The sequence below is a fragment of the Modestobacter sp. Leaf380 genome, assembly GCF_001424485.1.
In the GTDB taxonomy this organism is placed as follows: Bacteria; Actinomycetota; Actinomycetes; order Mycobacteriales; family Geodermatophilaceae; genus Klenkia.
Genome location: NZ_LMQC01000024.1, coordinates 84,763 through 107,505, shown reverse-complemented (window position 1 = coordinate 107,505; position 22,743 = coordinate 84,763). Strand labels below are relative to the sequence as shown.

The 22,743-nt window shown below is 75.4% G+C and carries 25 protein-coding genes; 13 read left to right on the top strand and 12 right to left on the bottom strand.

Features of this window, described 5'->3' with window-relative positions; genetic code table 11:
- Window positions 1–75: 75 nt before the first annotated feature.
- The gene (locus ASG41_RS21690; protein ID WP_056300588.1) at window positions 76–903 is read right to left on the bottom strand and encodes a tyrosine-protein phosphatase; all 828 of its coding nucleotides are present in this window, start codon (window positions 901–903) and stop codon (window positions 76–78) included.
- 46 nt (window positions 904–949) lie between these two features.
- The gene (locus ASG41_RS21685) at window positions 950–1,330 is read right to left on the bottom strand and encodes a DUF1707 domain-containing protein (protein ID WP_056300585.1); all 381 of its coding nucleotides are present in this window, start codon (window positions 1,328–1,330) and stop codon (window positions 950–952) included.
- 24 nt (window positions 1,331–1,354) lie between these two features.
- On the opposite strand from ASG41_RS21685, the gene ASG41_RS21680 reads away from it, so the two are divergent.
- The 5 genes from ASG41_RS21680 (at window position 1,355) to ASG41_RS21660 (ending at window position 5,700) form a co-directional block, all read left to right on the top strand.
- On the top strand, window positions 1,355–1,924 hold the full coding sequence (locus ASG41_RS21680) for a TetR/AcrR family transcriptional regulator (protein WP_056300583.1): 570 nt from the start codon (window positions 1,355–1,357) through the stop codon (window positions 1,922–1,924).
- A 122-nt stretch (window positions 1,925–2,046) separates the two neighbouring features.
- A complete protein-coding gene (locus ASG41_RS21675; protein WP_056300580.1) occupies window positions 2,047–3,018 on the top strand; it encodes an ABC transporter ATP-binding protein in 972 nt (323 codons plus the stop codon).
- The gene (locus ASG41_RS21670; RefSeq protein ID WP_056300578.1) at window positions 3,015–3,857 is read left to right on the top strand and encodes an ABC transporter permease; all 843 of its coding nucleotides are present in this window, start codon (window positions 3,015–3,017) and stop codon (window positions 3,855–3,857) included. The genes ASG41_RS21675 and ASG41_RS21670 overlap by 4 nt, the downstream gene beginning before the upstream one ends.
- A 32-nt stretch (window positions 3,858–3,889) precedes the next feature.
- A complete protein-coding gene (locus tag ASG41_RS21665) occupies window positions 3,890–5,095 on the top strand; it encodes a sensor histidine kinase (RefSeq protein ID WP_056300771.1) in 1,206 nt (401 codons plus the stop codon).
- Window positions 5,092–5,700, top strand: a complete 609-nt coding sequence (locus tag ASG41_RS21660) for a response regulator transcription factor (protein WP_056300577.1) — start codon at window positions 5,092–5,094, stop codon at window positions 5,698–5,700. The genes ASG41_RS21665 and ASG41_RS21660 overlap by 4 nt, the downstream gene beginning before the upstream one ends.
- Window positions 5,701–5,743: 43 nt before the next feature.
- Here the strand turns inward: ASG41_RS21660 and ASG41_RS23880 are convergent, their stop codons facing one another.
- From ASG41_RS23880 to ASG41_RS21620, 9 genes are all read right to left on the bottom strand, one after another.
- Window positions 5,744–5,920, bottom strand: coding sequence for a hypothetical protein (locus ASG41_RS23880; RefSeq protein WP_157519647.1), 177 nt, complete (start codon window positions 5,918–5,920; stop codon window positions 5,744–5,746).
- Between the two features lie 36 nt (window positions 5,921–5,956).
- Window positions 5,957–6,190, bottom strand: a complete 234-nt coding sequence (locus ASG41_RS21655; RefSeq protein ID WP_056300574.1) for a hypothetical protein — start codon at window positions 6,188–6,190, stop codon at window positions 5,957–5,959.
- A gap of 37 nt (window positions 6,191–6,227) precedes the next feature.
- Window positions 6,228–6,506: a lipopolysaccharide assembly protein LapA domain-containing protein gene (locus ASG41_RS21650; protein ID WP_056300572.1), complete on the bottom strand. Its 279-nt coding sequence runs from the start codon at window positions 6,504–6,506 to the stop codon at window positions 6,228–6,230.
- Between the two features lie 28 nt (window positions 6,507–6,534).
- Window positions 6,535–6,957, bottom strand: coding sequence for a hypothetical protein (locus ASG41_RS21645; RefSeq protein WP_056300569.1), 423 nt, complete (start codon window positions 6,955–6,957; stop codon window positions 6,535–6,537).
- Window positions 6,958–7,018: 61 nt separating this feature from the next.
- Window positions 7,019–7,687, bottom strand: a complete 669-nt coding sequence (locus tag ASG41_RS21640; protein WP_235564998.1) for a TetR/AcrR family transcriptional regulator — start codon at window positions 7,685–7,687, stop codon at window positions 7,019–7,021.
- A gap of 189 nt (window positions 7,688–7,876) precedes the next feature.
- A complete protein-coding gene (locus ASG41_RS21635; RefSeq protein ID WP_056300562.1) occupies window positions 7,877–8,788 on the bottom strand; it encodes a metal ABC transporter permease in 912 nt (303 codons plus the stop codon).
- Window positions 8,789–8,801: 13 nt separating this feature from the next.
- Window positions 8,802–9,602 carry a metal ABC transporter ATP-binding protein gene (locus ASG41_RS21630; RefSeq protein WP_082557219.1) on the bottom strand — a complete coding sequence of 267 codons (801 nt, stop codon included), beginning with the start codon at window positions 9,600–9,602 and terminating at the stop codon, window positions 8,802–8,804.
- A complete protein-coding gene (locus tag ASG41_RS21625; RefSeq protein WP_056300559.1) occupies window positions 9,599–10,591 on the bottom strand; it encodes a metal ABC transporter solute-binding protein, Zn/Mn family in 993 nt (330 codons plus the stop codon). Before ASG41_RS21625 ends, ASG41_RS21630 begins: the two co-directional genes overlap by 4 nt.
- Before the next feature lie 45 nt (window positions 10,592–10,636).
- Complete coding sequence (locus ASG41_RS21620) at window positions 10,637–11,686, bottom strand: TIGR03617 family F420-dependent LLM class oxidoreductase (RefSeq protein WP_056300766.1); 1,050 nt, start codon at window positions 11,684–11,686, stop codon at window positions 10,637–10,639.
- Between the two features lie 68 nt (window positions 11,687–11,754).
- On the opposite strand from ASG41_RS21620, the gene ASG41_RS21615 reads away from it, so the two are divergent.
- The 8 genes from ASG41_RS21615 to ASG41_RS21580 all read left to right on the top strand — a co-directional run bounded on the left by ASG41_RS21615 (window position 11,755) and on the right by ASG41_RS21580 (window position 22,564).
- Window positions 11,755–12,468, top strand: a complete 714-nt coding sequence (locus ASG41_RS21615) for a TetR/AcrR family transcriptional regulator (RefSeq protein WP_200939174.1) — start codon at window positions 11,755–11,757, stop codon at window positions 12,466–12,468.
- A gap of 49 nt (window positions 12,469–12,517) precedes the next feature.
- On the top strand, window positions 12,518–13,294 hold the full coding sequence (locus ASG41_RS21610) for a TIGR03084 family metal-binding protein (protein ID WP_056300556.1): 777 nt from the start codon (window positions 12,518–12,520) through the stop codon (window positions 13,292–13,294).
- Entirely contained in the window at window positions 13,291–14,991 is a 1,701-nt protein-coding gene (locus tag ASG41_RS21605) for an acyclic terpene utilization AtuA family protein (protein WP_082557218.1), read from the top strand. Before ASG41_RS21610 ends, ASG41_RS21605 begins: the two co-directional genes overlap by 4 nt.
- Window positions 14,988–16,139, top strand: a complete 1,152-nt coding sequence (locus tag ASG41_RS21600) for an acyl-CoA dehydrogenase family protein (RefSeq protein ID WP_157519645.1) — start codon at window positions 14,988–14,990, stop codon at window positions 16,137–16,139. The genes ASG41_RS21605 and ASG41_RS21600 overlap by 4 nt, the downstream gene beginning before the upstream one ends.
- Window positions 16,136–17,749, top strand: a complete 1,614-nt coding sequence (locus ASG41_RS21595; protein ID WP_056300550.1) for an acyl-CoA carboxylase subunit beta — start codon at window positions 16,136–16,138, stop codon at window positions 17,747–17,749. Before ASG41_RS21600 ends, ASG41_RS21595 begins: the two co-directional genes overlap by 4 nt.
- A 74-nt stretch (window positions 17,750–17,823) precedes the next feature.
- Window positions 17,824–19,773, top strand: coding sequence for a biotin carboxylase N-terminal domain-containing protein (locus ASG41_RS21590; protein ID WP_056300547.1), 1,950 nt, complete (start codon window positions 17,824–17,826; stop codon window positions 19,771–19,773).
- Window positions 19,770–20,927: an acyl-CoA dehydrogenase family protein gene (locus tag ASG41_RS21585; RefSeq protein ID WP_235564996.1), complete on the top strand. Its 1,158-nt coding sequence runs from the start codon at window positions 19,770–19,772 to the stop codon at window positions 20,925–20,927. Before ASG41_RS21590 ends, ASG41_RS21585 begins: the two co-directional genes overlap by 4 nt.
- 11 nt (window positions 20,928–20,938) lie before the next feature.
- A complete protein-coding gene (locus ASG41_RS21580) occupies window positions 20,939–22,564 on the top strand; it encodes an AMP-binding protein (RefSeq protein ID WP_082557217.1) in 1,626 nt (541 codons plus the stop codon).
- On the opposite strand, the gene ASG41_RS23875 is transcribed toward ASG41_RS21580, so the two are convergent.
- On the bottom strand, window positions 22,561–22,737 hold the full coding sequence (locus ASG41_RS23875; protein WP_157519643.1) for a hypothetical protein: 177 nt from the start codon (window positions 22,735–22,737) through the stop codon (window positions 22,561–22,563). The two genes, ASG41_RS21580 and ASG41_RS23875, sit on opposite strands and share 4 nt — an antisense overlap.
- Between the last annotated feature and the right edge of the window lie 6 nt (window positions 22,738–22,743).

The window sequence follows — 22,743 nt, the reverse complement described above, 5'->3', positions numbered from 1 at the left end:
GCGCACGGCAACCGACCCCGACTCCCTCGCGGAGTGCGGGGTCGTTCGCCGTCCGGGCCCGGTGGGGCCGAGGGCTCAGGGCCGGGTGAGCCGGTCCCGGAGCGCGGCCTGCTCCTCGGGGCCGAAGCCGTGCGCGGTCAGCCAGCCCAGCGGGCCGCCGTCCCGCTCGTCGAGCAGGTCCAGCACCCGGCGCATCGTCTCCGCGCGCGGGGTGTGGCTGGCCACGTCCCGGCGGGCCATGTCCTGGGCGTAGGTCGACCGGGCCGACAGCTTGTCCACCACGCCCTGGATCCGCTCGGCGGTCAGCGCGTAGTCCTCGACCACGGCCTCCCGCTCCACCCCGGCGACCGACTGGGCCAGGGCGCACACCACGCCGGTGCGGTCCTTGCCAGCGGCGCAGTGCACGACCGCCGCGCCGGGTGCCGCGGCCACCGCGCGCAGCGCACCCACCACGTTCTCGGCGCCGTCGGACAGGTAGCCCAGGTAGGACTTCACCGCCGGGGTCTCGTCCTCGTCGCCGGCCGCGACCGCCCGCGGCAGCAGCGTCTCCACCCAGTCCGAGGGCAGGTCGACGTCGGCCTGCGGGTCCTCGGCGGCGAAGACGTCGGTGTGCTCCCCGGCCTCGGGGATCAGCGTGAAGTGCCGGTGCCTGACGCCCGGGAGACCCCGCAGCGGCCCGCGGCCCTCCATCCGGACCTCGGCGCTGGTGCGCAGGTCCACGACGTCGGTCACGCCCAGCTCGTCGACCAGCAGGTGCACGTCCTGCTCGGTCAGCTCCTGTAGGTCGTCGCTGCGCAGCACCCGGCCCGGCACCGTCGCCCCGCCGCCGACCAGCGGCAGCCCGCCCAGGTCGCGGGTGTTCGCGGTCCCCTGCAGGGCCAGCCAGCGGTCGGTGTCGGGCACGGGTCGAACCTATCCAGGACGGCGTCCCGGCGCGCGGCTGGGCGGGTCAGTCCCGACCGCGCGGGACGACGGCGAGCGCGAGCAGGACGGCGGCCCAGACCCCCAGCGGCACGCCCGGCCAGAACGCCCGCGGTACGCCGTCGACGGCGCTCTGTGCCGCCCATGCGCCGACCAGCACCACGACGCCGGCCAGCCACCACCGCCACTCCTCGACCCACTCGCGCCGGTCTCGGCGGCGGGCGGCGCGGGGGTCCTCGGCGAGGTCGGCGGTGAGCCCGGTCAGCTCGGCCGTCGAGGTGGTGGACCGGGCGAGGCCGGTGCGCCGCTCGTACTCCTCCAGGTCGAGTTCGCCGGTGGTCAGGGCGCTGCCGAGGCGGTCCAGGGACGTCGCCCGGAGCTGGGTGCCGGGGCGGTGGTCGGTGCTCATGCGAAACAGGATACAGTCGTATCCATGACCCGGCGCACCGAGTTCGCCGACGCCGCGCTGCGTCTGGTGGCCCGCGGTGGACTGGAGGCGGTGAGCATCCGCACGGTCGCGGCCGAGGCCGGCTGGTCGGCGGGGGCGCTGCAGAAGACCCTGGGCACCAAGGACGAGTTGCTCACGGCTGCCGTCGAGCGGATGACCGAGCGGGTCGGTGCCCGGATGGCCGCGCTCCCGCAGACCGGGGACCTGGCCACCGACGTCGCCGCGCTGGTCCAGGAGACCCTGCCGCTGGACGCCGTCCGCCGGGAGGAGGGCCTGGTCTGGACCGCAGTGGCCGGCCGGGCCGCGACCGTCCCCTGGATGGCCGACGTGCTGCGGGACCAGGACGCGACGGTGCTGGGCTGGCTGACCGGGGCCGTCGGCCACGCGCGCCCCGACGAGCCGGACCCGGCAGCGGTCGCCAGCACCGTCGTCGCGCTGGCCGACGGCTGGACCACGCGGCTGCTCTACGCCCCGGAGGCCGCGGACGAGGTCCTCCGGGCGCTGGACCGGGCCCTCGCGCTGCTGCTCGCTCCTGTGGACACGCCCCACCCCTGACGAACCTCACGGGTGGACCGTGCAGACCCCCCGCGCAGGTCGTGGAGGACGGCACCTCCCCCGGGGCCCGGGGGCGGGCACCGTCGGTGGTGACGGACGAGGACCCACCCAGGAGGACGACGATGCAGCCCGCCACCGCACCCCCGGCACCCCGGAGCACCCGCACCACCCCGGCCATCGAGGTCACCGACCTGCGCCGCAGCTACGGCGACTTCGAGGCCGTCCGCGGCATCTCCTTCGAGGTCCAGCCCGGCGAGGTGCTGGCCCTGCTCGGTGTCAACGGCGCCGGCAAGACCTCCGCGCTGGAGGTGCTGGAGGGCCTCGCACCGGCCGGCGGCGGCACCGTCCGGGTGCTGGGCCTGGACCCGGTCCGTGACCGGGCCCGGGTCCGCCGCGAGCTCGGCGTGCTGCTGCAGACCAGCGGGCTGCCCGGTGACCTCACCGTCGCCGAGACCCTGCGCACCTGGGCCGGCACGCTCACCGCGCCCCGCCCGGTCCAGGAGGCCCTCGCCCAGGTCAGCCTGACCGGCCGGGCCGACGTCCGGGTCCGGTCGCTGTCCGGCGGCGAGCGCCGCCGGCTGGACCTGGCCCTGGCGCTGCTGGGCCGCCCCAGCGTCGTCGTCCTGGACGAGCCGACCACCGGGCTGGACCCCGAGTCCCGCCGCCAGGTGTGGGAGCTGGTGCAGGGCCTGGTCGCCGACGGCGCCGCGGTGCTGCTGACCACCCACCACCTGGAGGAGGCCGAGGTGCTCGCCGACCGGGTCGCGGTCATGCGGTCCGGCCAGGTCGTGCTGTCGGGCACCCAGGCCGAGATCGCCGAGACCCAGCCCGCCACCGTCCGCTTCGTCCTGGACGACGACGCCCCCCAGCCGCCGGTGCCCGCCGGTGTCCAGGTCGTCTCGACCGGCCGCCGGGTCGAGTGGCAGACCGGCTCCCTGCAGCCGGTCCTCGCCGAGCTGCTCGCCTGGGCCGCCCAGCACGGGGTCGTGCTGCGCACCCTGCTCGCCCGGGCCGGCTCCCTGGAGCAGGCCTTCCTCGCCGTCGCCGACGGCGCCCACCCCGCCGTCGCCACCACCCCGGAGGAGAACCGATGACCGCCGCCACCACCACCACCACCACCACCACCCCCGCCACCGCCACCGCCACCGGCGGGCCGTCCCGGTGGAGCCGGGTCCGGTCGCTGGCCGCCGCCGAGACGCGGCTGCTGCTGCGCAACCGCACCGCCCTGGTCAACTCCGTCGTGCTGCCGCTGCTGCTGGTCGCCGCCGTCCCGGTCCTGGGCGCCGGCGAGGACGGCGTCGCCCTCGGCCCGCTGCTGCTGCAGGCCGCCGTCGGCATCACTCTCATCTACCTGACCTACTACAACCTGGTCACCACCTACGTGGCCCGGCGCGAGGACCTGGTGCTCCAGCGGATGCGCACCGGCGAGCTCACCGGCACCGAGGTGCTGGCCGCCACCGCCGCCCCCACGCTGCTCATCACCGTGGGCCAGCTGGCCGTCGTCGCCGTCGGCGTGCTGGCGCTGGGGGAGTGGACCGCCCCCGCCGACGTCGTCCTGCCCGTCGTCGGCGTGCTGGCCGGCATCCTGCTGATGGTGCTGCTGGCCGCGGCGAGCACGTCGTTCACCCGGACCCCGGAGTCCGCGCAGATCACCACCCTGCCGATCGTGCTGGTCAACACCGCGCTGTCCGGCCTGCTGTACCCGATCAGCGTCTTCCCGGACTGGCTGGCCACGGTGGCCCGGCTGCTGCCGGTCACCCCGGTGATCGAGCTGGTCCAGCTGGGCCTGGCCGGCACCACCTGGGACGGCGAGACCGTCTCCGGCGGGGACCTGTGGGCCGCGGCCCTGCAGCCGGCCGCCGTGCTCGCGGTCTGGCTCGTCGTGGCCGGCGTCGCCGCCGCCCGGGGCTTCCGGTGGGCCCCGCGCCGGTGACCTCGGCCTTGCGGGACGGTCGGTACGGCAGCATGAGCGCCGTGCCGACCGTCTCGCGCTGGTGGCGCACGCGCACCGACCCGCAGCGGATCGAGCTCTACACCCGGTGGTCCTACTACGCCGCGTACCTCGGCCTGCCCCCGCTGCTGCTCTTCGCCGTCGCCCCCGGCTGGTCGGCGTCGGGCCTGGTGCTGCCGTTGCTGCTGGTCGTGGGCACCGTGGCCACCGCCCTGGCCTGCACCTGGCTGACCCGCGCAGGGCTCGACGCCCGGGCCGCGGCGCCGGCCAGCATGCCGACGGCCGGCCAGCTCGCCGTGGTCGGCACGGTCGCCGGGCTGACCGCGGTGGTCGCCGTCGCCGCGGTCACCGGCGGGCCGGAGCCCACGCCCTCGGCCCCCGGCGCCGTCGGCATGCTCGGCGGGGCGGTGCTGATGGCGCTGTCGGTCACCTGGTCGATGCGCCGCCTGACCTGGGCGTCGCTGGGCTGCGGCGCGCTGGCCACGGGTGTCGCGCTGGTCGACGGCGCCCTCCCCGGCCCGGCCGTCGCCTCCGGGGTGGCGATCGCCATCGCGTTGGTCGCGGTGGCCTCGGCGTTCCGGTTCACCGTCTGGATCCTCGAGGTGGTCCAGGAGATGGACCGCACCCGCGGCGTGCAGCTGCAGCTGGCCGTGGCCGAGGAGCGCCTGCGCTTCGCCCGCGACCTGCACGACGTGATGGGCCGCAACCTCTCGGCCATCGCGGTCAAGAGCCAGCTGGCCGCCGAGCTGACCCGCCGCGGCCGGGACGGCGCCGCCGAGGAGATGGACGGCGTCGGCTCGCTGGCCGAGTCCTCGCTGCGGGAGGTCCGCGAGGTGGTCCGCGGCTACCGGGCCACCGACCTGGCCTCCGAGCTGGCCGGGGCGCGCTCGGTGCTGCGCTCGGCCGGCGTCACCACCACCGTCACTGGTGAGGACGACGTCGCTGCCGTGCCGGCCGCCACCCAGGAGCTGCTGGGCTGGGTGGTCCGGGAGGCCGTGACCAACGTGCTGCGGCACTCCTCGGCCGGCCGCTGCGACATCACCCTCACCCAGGACCCCGGGGGGACCATCTTGACCGTGCACGACGACGGTGCCGGCGCGCCGACCGGCTGGGGCAACGGGCTGACCGGTCTGGCCGAGCGGCTGGCCGCCGGCGGGGGTCGTCTGGAGGCCGGCCCGGCGGACACCGGGTTCACCGTCCGGGCGGGGGTGCCGGCGTGACCGTGCGCGTGCTGCTGGCCGACGACGAGAACCTGATCCGCTCCGCGCTGGCCGCCCTGCTGGGCCTGGAGGACGACGTCGAGGTGGTCGCCCAGGCGGCGTCGGGCGCCGAGGCGCTGGCGATGGCCCGGGCGCACACCCCCGACGTCTGCGTGCTGGACCTGCAGATGCCCGACCGGGACGGCATCTCCGTGGCCGGGGAGCTGCGCACCGTGCTGCCCGGTTGCCGGGTCGTGATCGTCACCGGGCACGGTCGGCCCGGGCACCTCAAGCGGGCCCTGGAGGCCGGGGTGCGGGGGTTCCTGCCCAAGACGGTGAACGCCGCCGTGCTCGCCGACGTCGTCCGGACCGTGCACGGGGGCGGGCGCTACGTCGACCCGGAGCTGGCCGCCGAGGCGATCAGCGCCGGGGACTCCCCGCTCACCCCGCGGGAGGCCGACGTGCTGGAACTGGCCGCCGGTGGCGCGCCGGTCGAGGAGATCGCCGCCCGGGCGCACCTGTCCCCGGGCACCGTGCGCAACCACCTGTCGGCGGCGGCCACCAAGCTGGGTGCCCCCAACCGGCACGCCGCCGTCGACGCCGCCCGCCGGCACGGCTGGATCTGACCGGAGGCTGACGGCGCAGGGTCCCTGCGCCCCCGCACTCCGCTCAGCTGTTGCCGGGCTGGATCTCCCGGTCGTCGGCCTGCGCCTCGTCGTCGGTGGTCAGCGTGGGGTCGCCGGTGTCGGTCGCGCCCAGGTCCGGGGCGTCGTCGCCCGGACGGCCGTCGACCAGGTTATCGTCGTTGCGCGGGGAGTCGGCCGGGTCGGTGATCGGGTCGGTCATGCCGGTCCGCTGCCCACTCCGTCGCCCGCGCACACCTCAGGAGGGGCCGGACTCCTGACTGGCCGTGACGTCGTCGGCGCCCCGGGCGGGCAGGTCGTCGTCGGGGTCGTCGCGCTGCAGCGCCGCCTCCCGGGTGAGCGGCACGCCGTCGTGCACACCGGCGGTGTCGTCGTCGTCACCACCGGTGGCCAGGTCGCCGCCGCTGCCGGCGGCGCTGGTCTCCTCGCTGATCGGCGGGGTGGTGCTCTCGCTGCCCTGGGGATCGCTCATGCGTTCCTCGTGCCCGCCGTCGCGGGGGTCATGCGGGTCAGCGGTGGCGACGGGCGCGCAGGACGACCAGCGCGGCGATCAGCCCACCCAGGACGGCGGCGGCCACCAGCGCGACGACCAGCGGCAGGTCCACGACGCCGAAGACCAGGCTGACCCGCACCGTCTGGGTGTTGAAGACGACGAAGAGCACCAGCACCACGGTGAGCGCGACCAGCAGCACCGCGCTGAGCGTCGCCCCGGCGGTCCTGCGGCGGCTGCGCGAGGGGGCGGTCTGCGGGGTGGTCGGGTCGGTCGCGGGGCTGGTCACGGCGTCCATGCTGGGGCCCGGAGCCGGGTCCGGCCACTCAGTCCTCGAGGGCGGGCCCGGCCTCGTGCCGCGGGTGCCCCGGCGTCCGCTCGCGCTGCTTCATCCGGGCCTCGAGCACGTGCCGGTCACCGCCGGCCAGCTCGTCCCGGGCCCGGGCGTCGAAGTCGCGGAAGGTGGACCAGTAGCCGGCGTCGTAGTCCTCCACCAGCTGGAAGGTCCACCGGTCGGCGACGACGTTGCGGCCCAGCAGGTCGCGTTCGAGGTCGTCGGCCAGCGCGGTGGCGCCGGCCTCGCGGAAGGACTCCAGGGACTCACCGAGCAGGATGTCGGCCTTGCCGGAGAGCTGGTGGAAGGCGTAGAGGAAGCCGCGGGCCTGCTCCACGGTCTCCAGGGCCTCGGAGAGCTTGCCGAGCGCCTCGACGGTGGTGTCGTCCAGTTCCGGACGGGATCGGTCGGTCACGACGGCACCGTGCCCCGTCGGAACCGGCCTCAAGCCCCGGCGCCGGCCGGTGTCTGCGGTCTCAGGCGCGGGGCGTGGCCCTGGCCGCGTCGATGAGCCGCTCGGCGAGCTGGCGGCCGTGGCTGGCCGGGCCGTCGGGGCCCAGCAGGCCACCGGAGAGCTGCATCCCGTCGATGATCAGGTGCAGCTGGGCGGCCAGGTCGTCGCCACCGCCGGGCACCAGCTCCTCGGCCAGGTGCACCAGGCGCATGTGCAGCTCGTACTTGTAGTCCGCGGCGGCGGAGCGGGCCGGGTGCTGCGGGTCGTCGTACTCGCTGCTGACGTTGGTGAAGGGGCAGCCGCGGAAGCCGGTGCGGGTCACGTCGCGCTCGACGACGTCGACGATGGCCATCAGCGCGCCCCGCGGGTCCTCGGCGAAGTGGCCGAGCTGGGCGTCGATGAAGCCCAGGAGGGTGGCGGCCTTGCGCGAGAGGTAGGCCCCGACGAGGTCGTCCTTGCTCTTGAAGAGCCGGTACACCGTCATCTTGCCCAGGCCGGTCTCGCGGACCAGCTCGTCCATGCCGACGCTGCGCGAGCTGCGGCCGGCGAACAGCCGCTCGGCGGTGTCCAGCACGATCGCCTGCCGTTCGGCCCGGCTGCGGCGCACCGGCACGGGGGCGCCGTGCGGTTCCGCGGCGAGGGAGCCGAGGGAGAGGTCGGCGCTGGCGTCGAAGGCGAGTGCGGCGGTCACGTCGTCGATGGTGCACGCGGACGTGACGGAGCAGTTCACGGCACGCCGGTGTGTCGGACTCGCGACTGAGAGTCACGTGGACCCCTGTGCCACCCGGGTTCGAGGGGGTCCCTGGGACTCGTGTGACACCGATCCGTCACACCTGGCGACAGACTGCCGACAACGCGCGAGGAGGTCGGCGGGCAGACGTCAGTGCGTGTGCTCGGGGACCCGCGGGAGCGCACCGTGGGCGGTGTCGGCGTCCCGGCCCGGGCGCACCTCGTGCCGGTCGCGGGTGGCCAGCAGCACCCCGCCCCAGATCAGCACGGCGATCGTGACGACGAAGAAGCTGGGCGGCAGGTTCACCAGGGCGGAGAGCACCAGGCCCACCCACACCGACACCAGCGCGAACACCACGGCCAGCGCGGCCACCCGGCTGGGCCGGGCGGTGAGCCGCAGTGCAGCCGCGGCCGGGGTGACAACCAGGGCGAAGAGCAGCAGCGTGCCGACGACCTGGACGGCCATGGTGATCGTGAGGGCCAGCAGCACCACGAAGGCGACGCCCAGGGCGCGGACCGGCACCCCGCGGGCCTCGGCGACGGCCGGGTCGACCGAGGCGAAGACCAGCGGCCGGGCGATGACGGCCAGCGCGACGACGACCAGCAGGGTGAACCCGCCGAACACCCACAGCTGGTCGCGCCCGATGGCCAGCAGGTTGCCGAAGAGCACGTTGGTGGTGGTGCTGGCGTTCGCGGTGGCCAGCGAGGCGAACAGCACCCCCAGGCCGGTGGCGAAGGCGAGGATGGTGCCGGTGGCGATCTCGCGTTCGGCCACCCGCTTGCCGAACAGGCCGATGAGCAGCCCGCCGCCGACGCAGAAGACGGCCAGGCCCAGGGTGACCGGCGCGCCGACCAGGATCGCCCCGGTCGCACCCGGGAACCCGATGTGGGCCAGCGCGTGGGCGGCGAAGGCGTTCTGCCGGGTGATGACGAAGTAGCCCATCAGGCCGGCGGCGACCGCCACCATCGAGCCGCCCAGGAAGGCGTGCCGCATGAAGGTCGTCTGCAGCACCTGCAGCCAGTTGTCCTGGAACTGCACGGCGGCCAGCACGTCGAGGTGCACGGGGGTGTTCCCTTCAGCCGCTGCGGGTGAACAGGTCACCCTGGGCGGTCCGCACGACGCGCACGCGTGTGCCGTAGAGGTGGGTGAGCAGGTCCTCGGTCACGACCTCGCCGATGGGGTCGTGGTGCGGGTGACCGTCGAGCAGGTACACGGCATCGGTGAGCACCGGCAGCAGCGGGTTCAGGTCGTGCGCGACGACCATGATCGTCACCGCGCGCTCGCGGCGGAGCTCACCGAGCAGCGTGACGATCTCGTGGGAGTTGCGCAGGTCCAGGTTGGCCAGCGGCTCGTCGAGCAGCAGCAGGTCGGCGTCGTCGACGATGGCCTGGGCGATGGCGACCCGCTGCTGCTGGCCGCCGGACAGCTCGCTCATCCGCCGGTCGGCGTAGTCGGCGGCCCCCACCCGGCGCAGGGCGTCCTGGACCCGGGCGCGCTCCGCGGGGGTGCTGCGCCGGATGCCGAAGCGGCTGCCGGTGAGGCCCAGGGCGACCAGGTCGCGGGCGCGCACGGCCTCACCGAGGGCGGCGGTGTAGTTCTGCGGCACGTAGCCGATCCGCCGGTTGCCCCGCCGGGGCGGGGCGCCGAGCACCTCGACGCGTCCGCCGGCCACCGGCAGCAGGCCCAGCGCGACCTGGAAGAGCGTCGTCTTGCCCGCGCCGTTGGGGCCGATGACCCCGACGACCGAGCCGGCCGGCACCGCCAGGGTGCCCTCGGACCAGACGGTGCGCCCGCCGCGGACGACGGAGACCCCGTCCAGCACCAGGGCGGGGGAGCCCGGGCCGGACGGGGTCGCCGTCGGGTGTGCCTGCGTCACTGACCCCCACCGAGTGCGTCTGCGAGCTGCTGCAGCTGGGACAGCTGCCACTGGACGAAGGAACCGTCGTCGGAGGGCACGGATTCCGTGACCTCGACGACCGGGACCCCGGCGGCCTCGGCGGCACTGCGCAGCTGGTCGGGGACGGAGCCCTCGGTCTGGGTGTTGAAGACCAGCACGTCGATGCTGCCGTCGGCCAGGGCGGCCTCGAAGGCGGCGACGTCGCCGGTGGCCGGGTCGCTCTCGTTGCTGGCGGCGTCCCGGTAGCCCTCGGGGGTCGCGTCGGTGAGCCCGACGGCGGCCGCGGTGTAGTCGAAGACGGTCTCGGTGGCCGCGTAGGTCTTGCCCGCGGCCAGGCCCTCGATCGTGGTCAGCTCGTCGGTGTAGGGCTGCAGGTCCGTCGTCCAGGCGGTGGCCCGGTCGGCGAAGTAGTCCGCGGCGTCGGGGGAGAGGTCGCTGAGCTCGGCGGTCACGGCGTCGGCGGTCTGCTGCACGTACTCGGGGGAGTACCAGAGGTGCGGGTTCACCGAACCGTGGCCCTCCTCGCCCTCGGCGTGGCCGTCGTCCTCGGAGTGCTCGTCCTCCGCGTGCTCCTCCTCGATGCCGACCACCTCGGCAGCGTCCACCACGACGGGCTGCGGGTCCAGGTTCTGCACCGCGTCGGAGGCCCAGTGGTCGTAGTCCGCGCCGTTGACGACGACGAGGTCGGCGCCCTCGAAGGCAGCGATGTCCCCGGTGGTCGGCTCGTAGTCGTGCGGGTCCACGGCGGTGGAGTTGATGACCGTGGTGACGTTCGTGCAGTCCCCGCCCAGCGCCTGGACGACGTCACCCCACTGGTCGACCGACACGACGACGTCGAGCACGTCGCCGGGGCAGTTGGCGGCGTCGGCCTCAGCGGTGCTGGCACCGCCCGAGCCGTCGGAGGAGCAGGCCGCGAGGCCCAGGGAGCTGGCGGCCAGCACGGCGAGGGCGGTGGAACGGCGGGACACGATGGGACTCCTGGGTGATGCCGGGAATGATTCTCAGAACCAGTATCACCCGGCCGTCGACGGGGGCTCCAGCGGGGGTCGGCCCAGGGCCGCCAGCACCGGGTCCCACACCTCCATCGGCAGCCCGGCACCGCTGTAGACGCTGAACCGGTCCACGACGCCCTCGAAGCGGCGCAGCACCTCCGGGCCGACCTGTCCGGGCTCGGCGACGACGGCGAACGTGCCCAGCACCTCGTCGTCCACCAGGGCGGCCATCGCCTCCCACTTGTCCTCCCGGCGGGACGTGGACAGCGCGTGGAGCTCCTCACCCAGCGCGCCCCAGCCGTGCAGCTCCAGCACCGGGCGGTAGGCGGGGGTGCTCCCGTAGAAGGCGATCTGCGCCCGGACGGCGTCCGCGGCCCGGGTCCGCTCGGCGTCGTCCCGGCCGGAGACGACGAAGCCGGGCAGGCTGACCTGCACCTCCGCGCGCGAGCGGCCGGCGGTCTCGAGTCCCTCCTGCAGGGCCGGCAGCGTCCGCTCGCGCAGGTAGCGCTCGGTGGTGAAGCCGTGGGCGAGCAGGCCGTCGCACAGCTCGCCGGCGACCCGGGTCATCAGCGGCCCGACCGCGGCCAGGTGCACCGGCGGCGGACCCCACTCGTGCCGGGGCGGCGTGAAGGTCGGCGTCATCAGGGTGTGCTGGTAGTGCTCGCCGCGGAAGCGCAGCGGGGTGCCGTCCTCCCAGGAGGCCCAGATCGCGCGCAGGGCGCCGACGTACTCCCGCATCCGGGCGGCCGGGGAGCTCCACGGCATGGAGAAGCGCCGCTCCACGTGCGCCTTGACCTGCGTCCCGAGCCCCAGCACGAACCGGCCGCGGCTGTACCGCTGCAGGTCGTAGCCGGTGTACGCCACCGTCATGGGGGAGCGGGCGAAGGCCACCGCGATGGCCGAACCGACCTGGACGCGCTCGGTGGACAGTGCGGCGGCGTGCAGCAGCAGGAACGGGTCGTGGGCGACCTCGGAGGCCCAGACGCCGGCGTACCCCCGCTCCTCCAGCCGGCGGGCGGTGCCCGCGACGTCGTCGGTCCCGGCGGTCAGCAGTGACGCGTCCAGCAGCATGACCGGACTCTGCCGCACGGGTGATGCTGCTGGCCAGCGACCGCCGTCCGTCCGTACGGTCAGCCCCCATGAGCGCGATGCCGGTCCGGCGGGACAGCCGGCGCTTGGAGATCCTGGCGGCCTTCACCGCGATGGTCGCCGAGCGTGGCTACGACGGCACCAATTTCGGTGACCTGGCCGCCGGGCTCGGGATGAGCAAGGGCACGATCGTGCACCACTTCGGCACCAAGGAGCAGCTGCTCACCGAGCTGCACGAGACCTACATGCGCCGCCGGCTGGCCGAGGTCCGGGTGGTGTGGGACGCGCTGGCGGACCCGGCGGAGCGGTTGGCCGCCTTCCTGCACCTGGGCGTCCGCTACCAGGTGGTGGACCGGACGGCGACGGTCGCCTTCCAGCGCGAGGTCCGCCGGTTCGCCGACGCCGCCGGCATGGAGACCTCGCGCGGGCTGCGCGACGAGTACCGCGGGCTGGTCGTCGGGGTGCTCGCCGACGGGGTGGCCGCCGGGGTCTTCCGCCCCGGCGACGACCGGCTGCGCACCCTGCAGGTCTTCGGCTCCGTGCACTGGATGTGGACCTGGTTCGACCCGGCCGGGTCGCTGCCGGTCGCCGAGGTCGCGGCCTCCTACGTGGACACCTTCCTGGGTGGGGTGCTGGCCGACCCGGGGCGGGCGGCCGCACTGGCCGACCCCTCCGGTGCGGTCGTGGCGGTGGTCGACGAGGCGCTCGCCGCAGGTCGGGCGGCCGATGCCCTTGACGGCGGACCGGGCCACCCGACAAGCTGACCGTACGGGCGGTCAGTGACTCCGCTCACGTCGCGACGAGGAGGTCGGGATGGCTGCCGGAGGACTGCTCGAGGGGCTGCTGGCCGACCTCGCCGCGGAGAGCGCCGCGCTGGACGACGTGGTCGCCGGCCTGGACGACGCCGGCTGGGCCACGCCCACCCCGGCCGCGGGCTGGACGGTCGCCCACCAGGTCGCCCACCTCGCCTGGACCGACGACGTCGCCGCGCTGGCCGGCACCGACCCGGACGCCTTCCGGGCCCTGCCCGACACCGAGGGCCTGGTGGACGAGGAAGCCGCCGCCGGTGCCGCCGTCCCCCCGGCCGAGCTGCTGGACCGCTGGCGGACCGGGCGCGCCGCTCTGGCCGCGGCGCTCGCGGCGGTCCCCCCGGGCCAGAAGCTGCCCTGGTACGGCCCGCCGATGAGCGCGACCTCGATGGCCACCGCCCGGCTGATGGAGACCTGGGCGCACGGCGTCGACGTCAGCGATGCCCTGGGGCTGCTGGTCTCGGCGACCGACCGCCTCCGGGCGGTGGCCCACCTCGGCGTGGTCACCCGCGGGTTCGCGCACGCCCAGCACGGCCTGCCGGCCCCGACCGGGGACGTGCGGGTCGAGCTGGTCGCGCCGTCCGGGGCGGTGTGGAGCTGGGGCGAGGAGTCCGCGGCCGACCGGGTGACCGGTCCGGCGCTCGACTTCTGCCTGCGGGTCACCCAGCGCCGTCCCCTCGCCGCGCTCGACCTGGCCACGACCGGCGAGGCCGCCGCTCGCTGGATGGCCGTGGCCCAGGCCTTCGCCGGTGAGCCCGGCGCCGGCAGCGAGGCCCGGTGACGCCGCCGGTGCTGCGGGTCGGCAACGCGTCGGGCTTCTACGGCGACCGGCGGGCCGCCGTCCGGGAGATGCTCGAGGGCGGGCCGCTGGACGTGCTGACCGGGGACTACCTGGCCGAGCTGACCATGCTCATCCTGGGCCGGGACCGGGCTCGCGACGCCTCCCGAGGCTGGGCCCGCACGTTCCTGGCGCAGCTGGAGGAGTGCCTGGGCCTGGCCCGGGACCGCGGGGTGCGCCTGGTGGTCAACGCCGGCGGCACCAACCCGGCCGGGCTGGCCGACGCGGTCCGGGCGCTGGCCGACCGGCTCGGCGTGCCGACGGCGGTCGCGCACGTCGAGGGCGACGACCTGCTGCCCCGCGCGTCCGAGCTCGGGTTCGGCGAGCCGATCACCGCCAACGCCTACCTGGGCGCCTTCGGGATCGCCGAGTGCCTGCGCGCGGGCGCCGACGTCGTGGTCACCGGGCGGGTCACCGACGCCTCGCTGGTCGTCGGCCCGGGCATCGCGCACTTCGGCTGGGGGCAGGAGGACCACGACGCGATCGCCGGCGCGATGGCCTGCGGGCACGTGCTGGAGTGCGGCACCCAGGCCACCGGCGGCAACCTGTCCGCCTTCGACGAGCACCCGCTGGAGCAGCTGCTGCACCCCGGCTTCCCGCTGGCCGAGCTGCGCGCCGACGGGTCCAGCGTGATCACCAAGCACCCGGGCACCGGCGGCGTGGTCGACGTCGACACCGTCACCGCGCAGCTGCTCTACGAGATCACCGGCGCCCGGTACGCCGGGCCCGACGCCGTCGCCCGGTTCGACACCGTGCGGCTGACCCCGGACGGCCCGGACCGGGTGCTGCTGTCCGGCGTGCGCGGCGAGGCGCCGCCGCCGGACGTCAAGGTCTGCCTCAACGCCCTGGGTGGACACCGCAACGAGGTCACCTTCGTGCTCACCGGCGACCGGATCCAGGCCAAGGCGGCGCTGGCCCGGGCCCAGTTCGAGGCCACGCTGGACCCGCGCCCGGCCGAGCTGGTCTGGTCGACCGTCGGCGTGCAGCGCCCGGACGCCGACACCGAGGCCGGCGCCAGCGTGCTGCTGCGCGCCCAGGCCACCGACCCGAGCGCCGACGTCGTCGGCCGGGCGTTCTCCGGCGCCGCGGTGGAGATGGCGCTGGCCTCCTACCCGGGCTTCCACCTGACCGCGCCGCCCGGCTCGGGCTCGGCGTACGGCGTCTACACGCCGGCCTACGTGCCGCAGACCGCGGTGCCGCACGTCGCGGTGCTGCCCGACGGCACCCGGGTCGACGTCGCACCGCCCGCGGTCACCGCACCGCTGGCCGACCTGCCCGCCGTCCCCGCCCCGTCCGTGGAGCCGGGTCCGACCCGGCGGGCGCCGCTGGGTGCGGTCGCCCGGGCGCGCAGCGGCGACAAGGGCGGGACGGCGAACATCGGCCTCTGGGCGCGCACCGACGAGGGCGCCGCCTGGCTGGCCGCCGCGCTGACCCCCGACGTCGTCCGGGAGCTGCTGCCCGAGGCCGCCGAGCTGCCGGTGACCGTGCACGCGCTGCCGGACCTGCGGGCGGTGAACGTGGTCGTCGAGGGCCTGCTCGGCCAGGGCGTCGCGGCGAGCACCCGGTTCGACCCGCAGGGCAAGGCAGTCGGCGAGTGGCTGCGCGGCCGCGAGCTGGAGATCCCGGAGGCCCTGCTGTGAGCTGGGAGTCGGCGGAGCGGGTGCAGCTGCGGGAGTCCGCGGCGGGGTTCGTGCGGCGGCACGTGCTGCCCGACCTGGACGCCTGGGAGGCCGCCGGCGCGGTGCCGCGCGAGCTGCACCGGGCCGCCGCCGACGCCGGGCTGCTGGGCATCGGCTTCCCCGAGGAGGTCGGCGGGGAGGGCGGCGACCTGGTCGACGTCGTCACCGTGATGGAGGCGATGCTGGCGGCCGGGGCGTCCTCCGGGCTGCTGGCGGCGTTGTTCACGCACTCCATCGCGCTGCCGCACCTGGTCGCCGCCGGTGACCCCGAGCTGGTCGAGCGGTACGTCCGGCCCACGCTGGCCGGGGAGCTGATCGGGTCGCTGGCGGTCAGCGAGCCCGACGCCGGCTCCGACGTCGGCGCGCTGCGCACCCGCGCGGTCCGGGACGGGGACTCCTTCGTCGTTGACGGCACCAAGACCTTCATCACCAGCGGCACCCGCGCCGACTTCGTGACCACCGCGGTGCGCACCGGCGGGCCCGGCGCCCGCGGGGTCAGCCTGCTGGTCGTCGACCGCGGGACGCCGGGCTTCACCGTCTCCCGGGCGCTGCCCAAGATGGGCTGGCACTGCTCGGACACCGCGGAGCTGGCCTACGACGGCGTCCGGGTGCCGGCGTCCCAGCTGGTCGGCCCCGAGGGCGGCGGGTTCGGCCAGATCACCCGGCAGTTCGTCACCGAGCGGCTGGCGCTGGCCGTGCACGCCTACGGCGTCGCCGACCGCGCGCTGGCGCTGACCCGCGCCTGGACCCGGGACCGGACGACGTTCGGCGTCCCGCTGGCCGGCCGGCAGGCCGTGGTGCACCGGCTGGTCGAGATGCACTCCCGGGTCGAGCTGGCCCGCACGTACACCCGCTCGGTCGTCGTCCGGCACGCCGCGGGGGAGGACGTCGCCGCCGAGGCCTGCCTGGCCAAGAACGCCGCCGTCGCCGCCGGGGAGTGGGTCTGCAGCCAGGCCGTCCAGCTGCACGGCGGGACGGGCTACCTGCGCGACTCCGAGGTCGAGCGGCACTACCGCGACGTCCGGATCCTCGGCATCGGCGGCGGCGCCACCGAGGTGCTCACCGACCTGGCCGGCCGGCTCCTCGGCTACTCGGAGGCCCCCGCATGACCGTGTTCCGCTCCACCCTGGACACCGCCGGCGACCAGTTCGCCGCCAACCGGACCGCGGTGCTCGCCGCGCTGCGCGCGCTGGACGACGAGCACGCCCGTGCGGTGGCCGGGGGTGGGGAGAAGGCCGTCGCCCGGCACCGCACGCGGGGCAAGCTGCTGGCCCGGGAGCGGGTCGAGCTGCTGCTGGACGCCGACAGCCCGTTCCTGGAGCTCTCCCCGCTGGCCGCCTGGGGCACCGACTTCACCGTCGGCGCCAGCGTGGTCACCGGCGTCGGCGTGGTGGAGGGCGTCGAGGTCGTCGTGATCGCCCACGACCCGACGGTCCGCGGCGGGGCCAGCAACCCGTGGACGCTGAAGAAGACGCTGCGCGCCATGCAGATCGCCCGGGAGAACCGGCTGCCGCTGGTCAGCCTGGTCGAGTCCGGCGGTGCCGACCTGCCCACCCAGAAGGACATCTTCATCCCCGGCGGGCAGATGTTCCGCGACCTCACCCGGCTGTCCGCGGCCGGCATCCCGACGATCGCGATCGTCTTCGGCAACTCCACCGCCGGCGGCGCCTACGTGCCCGGCATGAGCGACCACGTGGTGATGGTCGACGGCGGCGCGAAGGTGTTCCTCGGCGGCCCGCCGCTGGTGAGGATGGCCACCGGCGAGGTCGCCGACGAGGAGTCCCTGGGCGGTGCCGCGATGCACGGGCGGGTGTCCGGGCTGGCCGACCACGTCGCCGTCGACGAGGTGGACGCGCTGCGGATCGGCCGCCGGGTCGTCGCCCGGCTGAACTGGCGCAAGCGCGGGCCGGCGCCCGCGGCCGAAGTCCCCCCGCGGTACGCCGAGGACGACCTGCTCGGCGTCGTCGGCACCGACCTGTCCCAGCCCTTCGACCCCCGCGAGGTGCTCGCCCGGGTCGTCGACGACTCCGACCTCGACGAGGTCAAGCCGCGCTACGGGCCCTCGCTGGTCACCGCCTGGGCGCGCATCCACGGCCACCCGGTCGGCGTGCTGGCCAACGCGCAGGGCGTGCTGTTCAGCGCCGAGGCGCAGAAGGCCACCCAGTTCATCCAGCTGGCCAACGCCAGCGACACCCCGCTGCTCTTCCTGCACAACACCACCGGCTACATGGTCGGGAGGGAGTACGAGCAGGGCGGGATCATCAAGCACGGCGCGATGATGATCAACGCCGTCTCCAACAGCCGGGTGCCGCACCTGTCGGTGCTGCTGGGCGCCTCCTACGGTGCCGGGCACTACGGCATGTGCGGCCGGGCGTTCGACCCGCGGTTCCTCTTCGCCTGGCCGACGGCGAAGTCCGCCGTCATGGGCCCGGCCCAGCTCGCCGGCGTGCTCTCGATCGTGGCCCGGGCCGCGGCGGAGTCCCGCGGCACCCCGTTCGACGAGGACGGCGACGCCGCGATGCGCGCCGCCGTCGAGGCCCAGATCGAGGCGGAGTCTATGCCCCAGTTCCTGTCCGGCCGGGTCTACGACGACGGCATCATCGACCCGCGCGACACCCGCACCGTGCTCGGGATGTGCCTGTCCGCGATCGCGTCCGGCGAGGTGGCCGGCACCGGCGCCGGCCACGGCACCCCCGCCTACGGGGTGTTCCGCCCGTGACCGCCTCCACCCCGCGCGATGGCATGGGATCCCCCGCATACGGATCACGCGCTCAGCGGTATGCGGGGGATCCCATGCCAGGGCGCGGAGGGCCGGTCACGCGGGTGCTGGTGGCGAACCGGGGGGAGATCGCGCGGCGGGTGTTCCAGACCTGCCGGGAGCTGGGCATCGGGACCGTCGCGGTCTACAGCGACCCGGACGCCGGCAGCCCGCACCGGGCCGAGGCGGACCGGTCCGTCCGGCTCCCGGGGGCGACGCCGGCCGACACCTACCTGCGCGCCGACCTGCTGATCGCCGCGGCGGAGGCCTCCGGCGCCGACGCGGTGCACCCGGGCTACGGGTTCCTGTCCGAGAACGCCGACTTCGCCCGCGCCGTGCTCGACGCCGGGCTGACCTGGATCGGCCCGCCGCCCGCCTCGATCGACGCGATGGGGTCCAAGGTGGAGGCCAAGGCGCTGATGGCCGCCGCCGGGGTGCCGGTGCTGCAGCTGGACGAGGTCACCGAGGCCGACCTGCCGGTGCTGGTCAAGGCCTCGGCCGGGGGCGGCGGCCGCGGGATGCGGGTCGTGCGCGCGCTGGCCGACCTGGACGCCGAGATCGGGACCGCCCGCGCCGAGGCCGCGTCGGCGTTCGGCGACCCCACGGTGTTCGTGGAGCCCTACGTCGAGGCCGGCCGGCACATCGAGGTGCAGGTGCTGGCCGACGCGCACGGCACCGTCTGGTCGCTGGGGGAGCGGGAGTGCTCGCTGCAGCGCCGGCACCAGAAGGTGGTCGAGGAGACGCCGTCCCCGTTCGTGACGCCGGAGCTGCGGGCCGCGCTGAGCGGGGCCGCCGTCACCGCGGCCCGGGCCATCGACTACGTCGGGGCCGGCACGGTCGAGTTCCTGGTCCGGGACGACGGGGCCTTCTTCTTCCTGGAGACCAACACCCGGCTGCAGGTGGAGCACCCGGTCACCGAGTGCGTCACCGGCCTGGACCTGGTCGCCTGGCAGCTGCGGATCGCCGCCGGGGAGCGGCTGCCCGCGGAGCCCCCGGCGTCGACCGGGCACGCGATCGAGGTCCGGCTGTACGCCGAGGACCCGGCGCAGGACTGGCGGCCGGTCAGCGGGCCGGTGCACGGCTTCGACGTCCCGGGGACGGCGTTCGCGGTGCCGCCGGGCCCCGGCATCCGGGTGGACGCCGGGGTGGTCGCCGGCAGCGTCGTGTCCACGCACTACGACCCGATGCTGGCCAAGGTCGTGGCCTGGGCGCCCACCCGGGGCGAGGCCGCCGCCCGGCTCGCGGCGGCGCTCGCCGGGGCCCGGCTGCACGGCCCGACCACCAACCGCGACCTGCTGGTCCGCTCGCTGCGGCACCCGGCGTTCCTGGCCGGGGAGACCGACACCGCGTTCTTCGACCGGCACGGCCTGGATGCGCTCGCCGCGCCGCTGGCCGGCGAGGAGGAGGCCGTGCTGGCCCCGCTGGCCGCCGCGCTCGCGCTCGCCGCCGCCCGACGCCGGGACGCCGTCGCGCTGGGCGGGCTGCCCAGCGGCTGGCGCAACGTGGCCTCCCAGCCGCAGCGGACCGCGTTCGAGACGGCCGAGGTCAGCTACCGGCTCACCCGCGACGGCCTGCAGGGCCCCGAGGGCGTCGAGCTGGTGTCGGCCGGGCCCGACGAGGTGGTGCTGGCCGTGCACGGCGTCGAACGGCGGCTGGCCGTCGCCGTCCACGGGGACGACGTGTGGGTCGACGGCGACGGCTGGTCGGTGGCGCTGCGGGTGCTGCCCCGGTTCCCCGACCCCTCGACCGCGGTCGCCGCGGGATCGCTGGTCGCCCCGATGCCCGGCTCCGTCGTCGCCGTCCACGTGGGCGTCGGGGACCGGGTGACGGCGGGCCAGCGGCTGCTGGTGCTCGAGGCGATGAAGATGCAGCACCCGGTGACCGCACCCGCCGACGGCGTCGTCGTCAGCGTGGACGTGGCCGTCGGCGCCCAGGTGGAGGCCGGCGCGGTCCTCACCGTCCTGGAGAGCGGAGAGACGACGTGACGCTGGACTTCGACGAGGGCGACGATCTGCGCGACCTGCGCGCGGCGGTCGCCGACCTGGCCTCCCGGTACGGGCACTCCTGGTACCTGGAGCAGTCCCGCACCGGTGGGACCACCCGGGCGCTGTGGGACGAGGCCGGCAAGGCCGGGTTCCTCGGGGTCAACCTGCCCGAGGAGCACGGCGGCGGGGGCGGGGGCATGGTCGAGCTGTCGATCGTGCTGGAGGAGCTCGGCGCAGCCGGCTGCCCGCTGCTGATGATGGTGGTCAGCCCGGCCATCTGCGGCACGATCATCGCCCGCTACGGCACCCCCGAGCAGCGCGACCGCTGGCTGCCCGGCATCGCCGACGGGTCGCTGACCATGGCCTTCGCCATCACCGAGCCCGACGCCGGTTCCAACAGCCACGAGATCACCACCGTGGCCCGCCGGGACGGCGACGAGTGGGTGCTGTCGGGCCAGAAGGTGTGGATCAGCGGTGTCGACGTCGCCGACGCGGTGCTCGTCGTGGCCAAGCTGGCGGACTCGGCCAAGGGCACGCTGCGGCCGGCGCTGTTCGTCGTCCCGGTGGACGCGCCGGGGTTGTCCAGGACGCCGATCCCCATGGAGCTGGTCAGCCCCGAGCACCAGTTCCAGCTCTTCCTGGACGACGTCCGGCTGCCCGCCGACGCGATCGTCGGCTCGCCCGAGGCCGGGATCGCCCAGCTGTTCGCCGGGCTCAACCCCGAGCGGGTGATGGGTGCGGCCTACTCGCTGGGCACCGCCCGGCTGGCGCTGGCCAAGGCCGCCGCCTACGCCCGGGACCGACGGGTCTGGGGCACCCCGATCGGTGCGCACCAGGGCGTCTCGCACCCGCTGGCCGCCGCCCAGGTGGAGGTCGAGCTGGCCCGGCTGATGACGCTCAAGGCGGCCTGGCTCATCGACACCGGCGCGGACGCGGCGTCGGCGGCCAACAGCGCCAAGTACGCCGCCGCCGAGGCCGTGGTGCACGCCGTGGACGCCGCGGTGCAGACCCACGGCGGGTCCGGCCTGTCCCAGGAGACCGGCATCGGTGCGCTGATCACCTCCTCCCGCTTCTCCCGGATCGCCCCGGTGAGCCGGGAGATGGTCCTGAACTTCATCGCCCAGCACGACCTCCAGCTGCCCCGGTCCTACTGAGAGGCCAGACCATGCCCATCGAGCCCGCCGGTCAGGTGCGCAAGCCCACCGCCCCGCCCCGCCGCACGACGCCGTCCGCGGGCCGGGTGCTGCTGTCCGACCAGCCCCCGGTCGCCGTCCCGACCGAGCCCATCCACCGGCTGGTGCTCGACGGGGCCGCCGCCCGCGGGGACCACCCGGCGCTGGTCGACGGGATCACCGGGGACACCATCACCTACGCCCAGCTGGCCTCGATGGTCGACCGGATGGCCGCCGGGTTCGCCGAGGTCGGGGTCCGGCCCGGGGACGTCGTCGCGCTGCACAGCCCGAACACGGTCCTGTACCCGGTCGTCTACTACGCGGCCAGCCGTGCCGGCGCCACGGTCACCACGCTGTCGGCGATGACCACGGCCAAGGACATGGCCAACCAGCTCAGCGACTCCGGGGCCTCGCTGGTGGTCACCGTCGGCGCGCTGCTGCCGGTCGCGGTGGAGGCCGCAGGCGACCGCCCGGTGTGGACCTGTGACCGGGTCGAGGGGCACCGCTGCGTCACCGAGCTGCTGGACTCCGAGGGCCCGGTGCCCGACGTCCCCGTCGACGCCGGCAGCGACGTCGCGGTGCTGCCCTACTCCAGCGGCACCACCAGCCTGCCCAAGGGCGTGATGCTCACCCACGCGAGCATCGGGGTGAACCTGGCCCAGATCCACGCGCTGCACCGGGTCGACGAGGGCGACCGGGTCATCGCCGTCCTGCCGTTCTTCCACATCTACGGCATGACGATCCTGATGAACCTGCCGCTGCGGCACGGCGCCACCGTCGTCGTGCTGCCCCGCTTCGACCTGACCCAGTTCCTCGACGTGCTGGAGCAGCACCGGATCACCCGGGCCTACGTGGCGCCGCCGGTGGTGCTGGCGCTGGCCAAGCACCCCGCCGTGGAGGGCCGGGACTTCTCCGCACTGACGTTCCTCATGTCGGCCGCGGCCCCGCTGGACGGCGACCTGGCCGGCGCCGCCGCGGCCCGGCTGGGCTGCGAGGTCGGCCAGGCCTACGGGATGACCGAGCTGTCCCCGGGCACGCACCTGGTGCCCGACGGCCTGGCCGCCGACGCCCCGCCGGCCAGCATCGGCCGGCTGTTCCCCTCCACCGAGGGCCGCCTCGTCGACCCGGCCACCGGTGCCGACGTCGGCGACGGCGAGCCCGGCGAGATCTGGATCCGCGGCCCGCAGCGGATGAAGGGCTACTTCGGCCGGCAGGAGGAGACCGACACCCTCATCGACGCCGAGGGCTGGCTGCACACCGGCGACATCGGCACTGTCGACGCCGAGGGCTGGTGGCACGTCGTGGACCGGGTCAAGGAGCTGATCAAGTACAAGGGCTACCAGGTCGCCCCGGCCGAGCTGGAGGCCGTGCTGCTGGCCCACCCGGAGGTCGCCGACGCCGCCGTCATCGGGGTGTACGACGAGCGCGGCGACGAGGTGCCCAAGGCCTTCGTCGTCCGGGCGCCGGGCTCGCAGCTCACCGAGGACGACGTGCTGGCCCACGTCGCCGAGCGGACCGCGCCCTACAAGCGGGTCCGCCGGGTCGAGTTCATCGACGTGGTGCCCAAGTCCCCCAGCGGCAAGATCCTGCGCCGGGAGCTGCGGGTCCGCGAGGGCTAGATGCCGGTGACCCGGTTCTCCGGGTCCAGCCCGTCGGAGGCGCGCTGCTCGGTGTCGGGGTCGCCGCCCTCGGCGGGCTGGTCCGGGTGCGGGGTGCGGCCGGCCCCGTCGGTGCTGGTGGTGTCGGCGCCCTCGGCGGGGTCCTCGGGGTGCGTGGGCGTGGTCTCGGTCATGCCCTG

Bases quoted from the DNA above. Each gene is read 5' to 3' on its own strand.
- ASG41_RS21685 (WP_056300585.1), bottom strand. From the start codon at position 1,330: ATGAGCACCGACCACCGCCCCGGCACCCAGCTCCGGGCGACGTCCCTG.
- ASG41_RS21680 (WP_056300583.1), top strand. From the start codon at position 1,355: ATGACCCGGCGCACCGAGTTCGCCGACGCCGCGCTGCGTCTGGTGGCC.
- ASG41_RS21675 (WP_056300580.1), top strand. From the start codon at position 2,047: ATGCAGCCCGCCACCGCACCCCCGGCACCCCGGAGCACCCGCACCACC.
- ASG41_RS21670 (WP_056300578.1), top strand. From the start codon at position 3,015: ATGACCGCCGCCACCACCACCACCACCACCACCACCCCCGCCACCGCC.
- ASG41_RS21665 (WP_056300771.1), top strand. From the start codon at position 3,890: ATGAGCGCCGTGCCGACCGTCTCGCGCTGGTGGCGCACGCGCACCGAC.
- ASG41_RS23880 (WP_157519647.1), bottom strand. From the start codon at position 5,920: ATGACCGACCCGATCACCGACCCGGCCGACTCCCCGCGCAACGACGAT.
- ASG41_RS21655 (WP_056300574.1), bottom strand. From the start codon at position 6,190: ATGAGCGATCCCCAGGGCAGCGAGAGCACCACCCCGCCGATCAGCGAG.
- ASG41_RS21650 (WP_056300572.1), bottom strand. From the start codon at position 6,506: ATGGACGCCGTGACCAGCCCCGCGACCGACCCGACCACCCCGCAGACC.
- ASG41_RS21620 (WP_056300766.1), bottom strand. From the start codon at position 11,686: ATGCTGCTGGACGCGTCACTGCTGACCGCCGGGACCGACGACGTCGCG.
- ASG41_RS21615 (WP_200939174.1), top strand. From the start codon at position 11,755: ATGAGCGCGATGCCGGTCCGGCGGGACAGCCGGCGCTTGGAGATCCTG.
- ASG41_RS21610 (WP_056300556.1), top strand. From the start codon at position 12,518: ATGGCTGCCGGAGGACTGCTCGAGGGGCTGCTGGCCGACCTCGCCGCG.
- ASG41_RS21595 (WP_056300550.1), top strand. From the start codon at position 16,136: ATGACCGTGTTCCGCTCCACCCTGGACACCGCCGGCGACCAGTTCGCC.
- ASG41_RS21590 (WP_056300547.1), top strand. From the start codon at position 17,824: ATGCCAGGGCGCGGAGGGCCGGTCACGCGGGTGCTGGTGGCGAACCGG.
- ASG41_RS21580 (WP_082557217.1), top strand. From the start codon at position 20,939: ATGCCCATCGAGCCCGCCGGTCAGGTGCGCAAGCCCACCGCCCCGCCC.
- ASG41_RS23875 (WP_157519643.1), bottom strand. From the start codon at position 22,737: ATGACCGAGACCACGCCCACGCACCCCGAGGACCCCGCCGAGGGCGCC.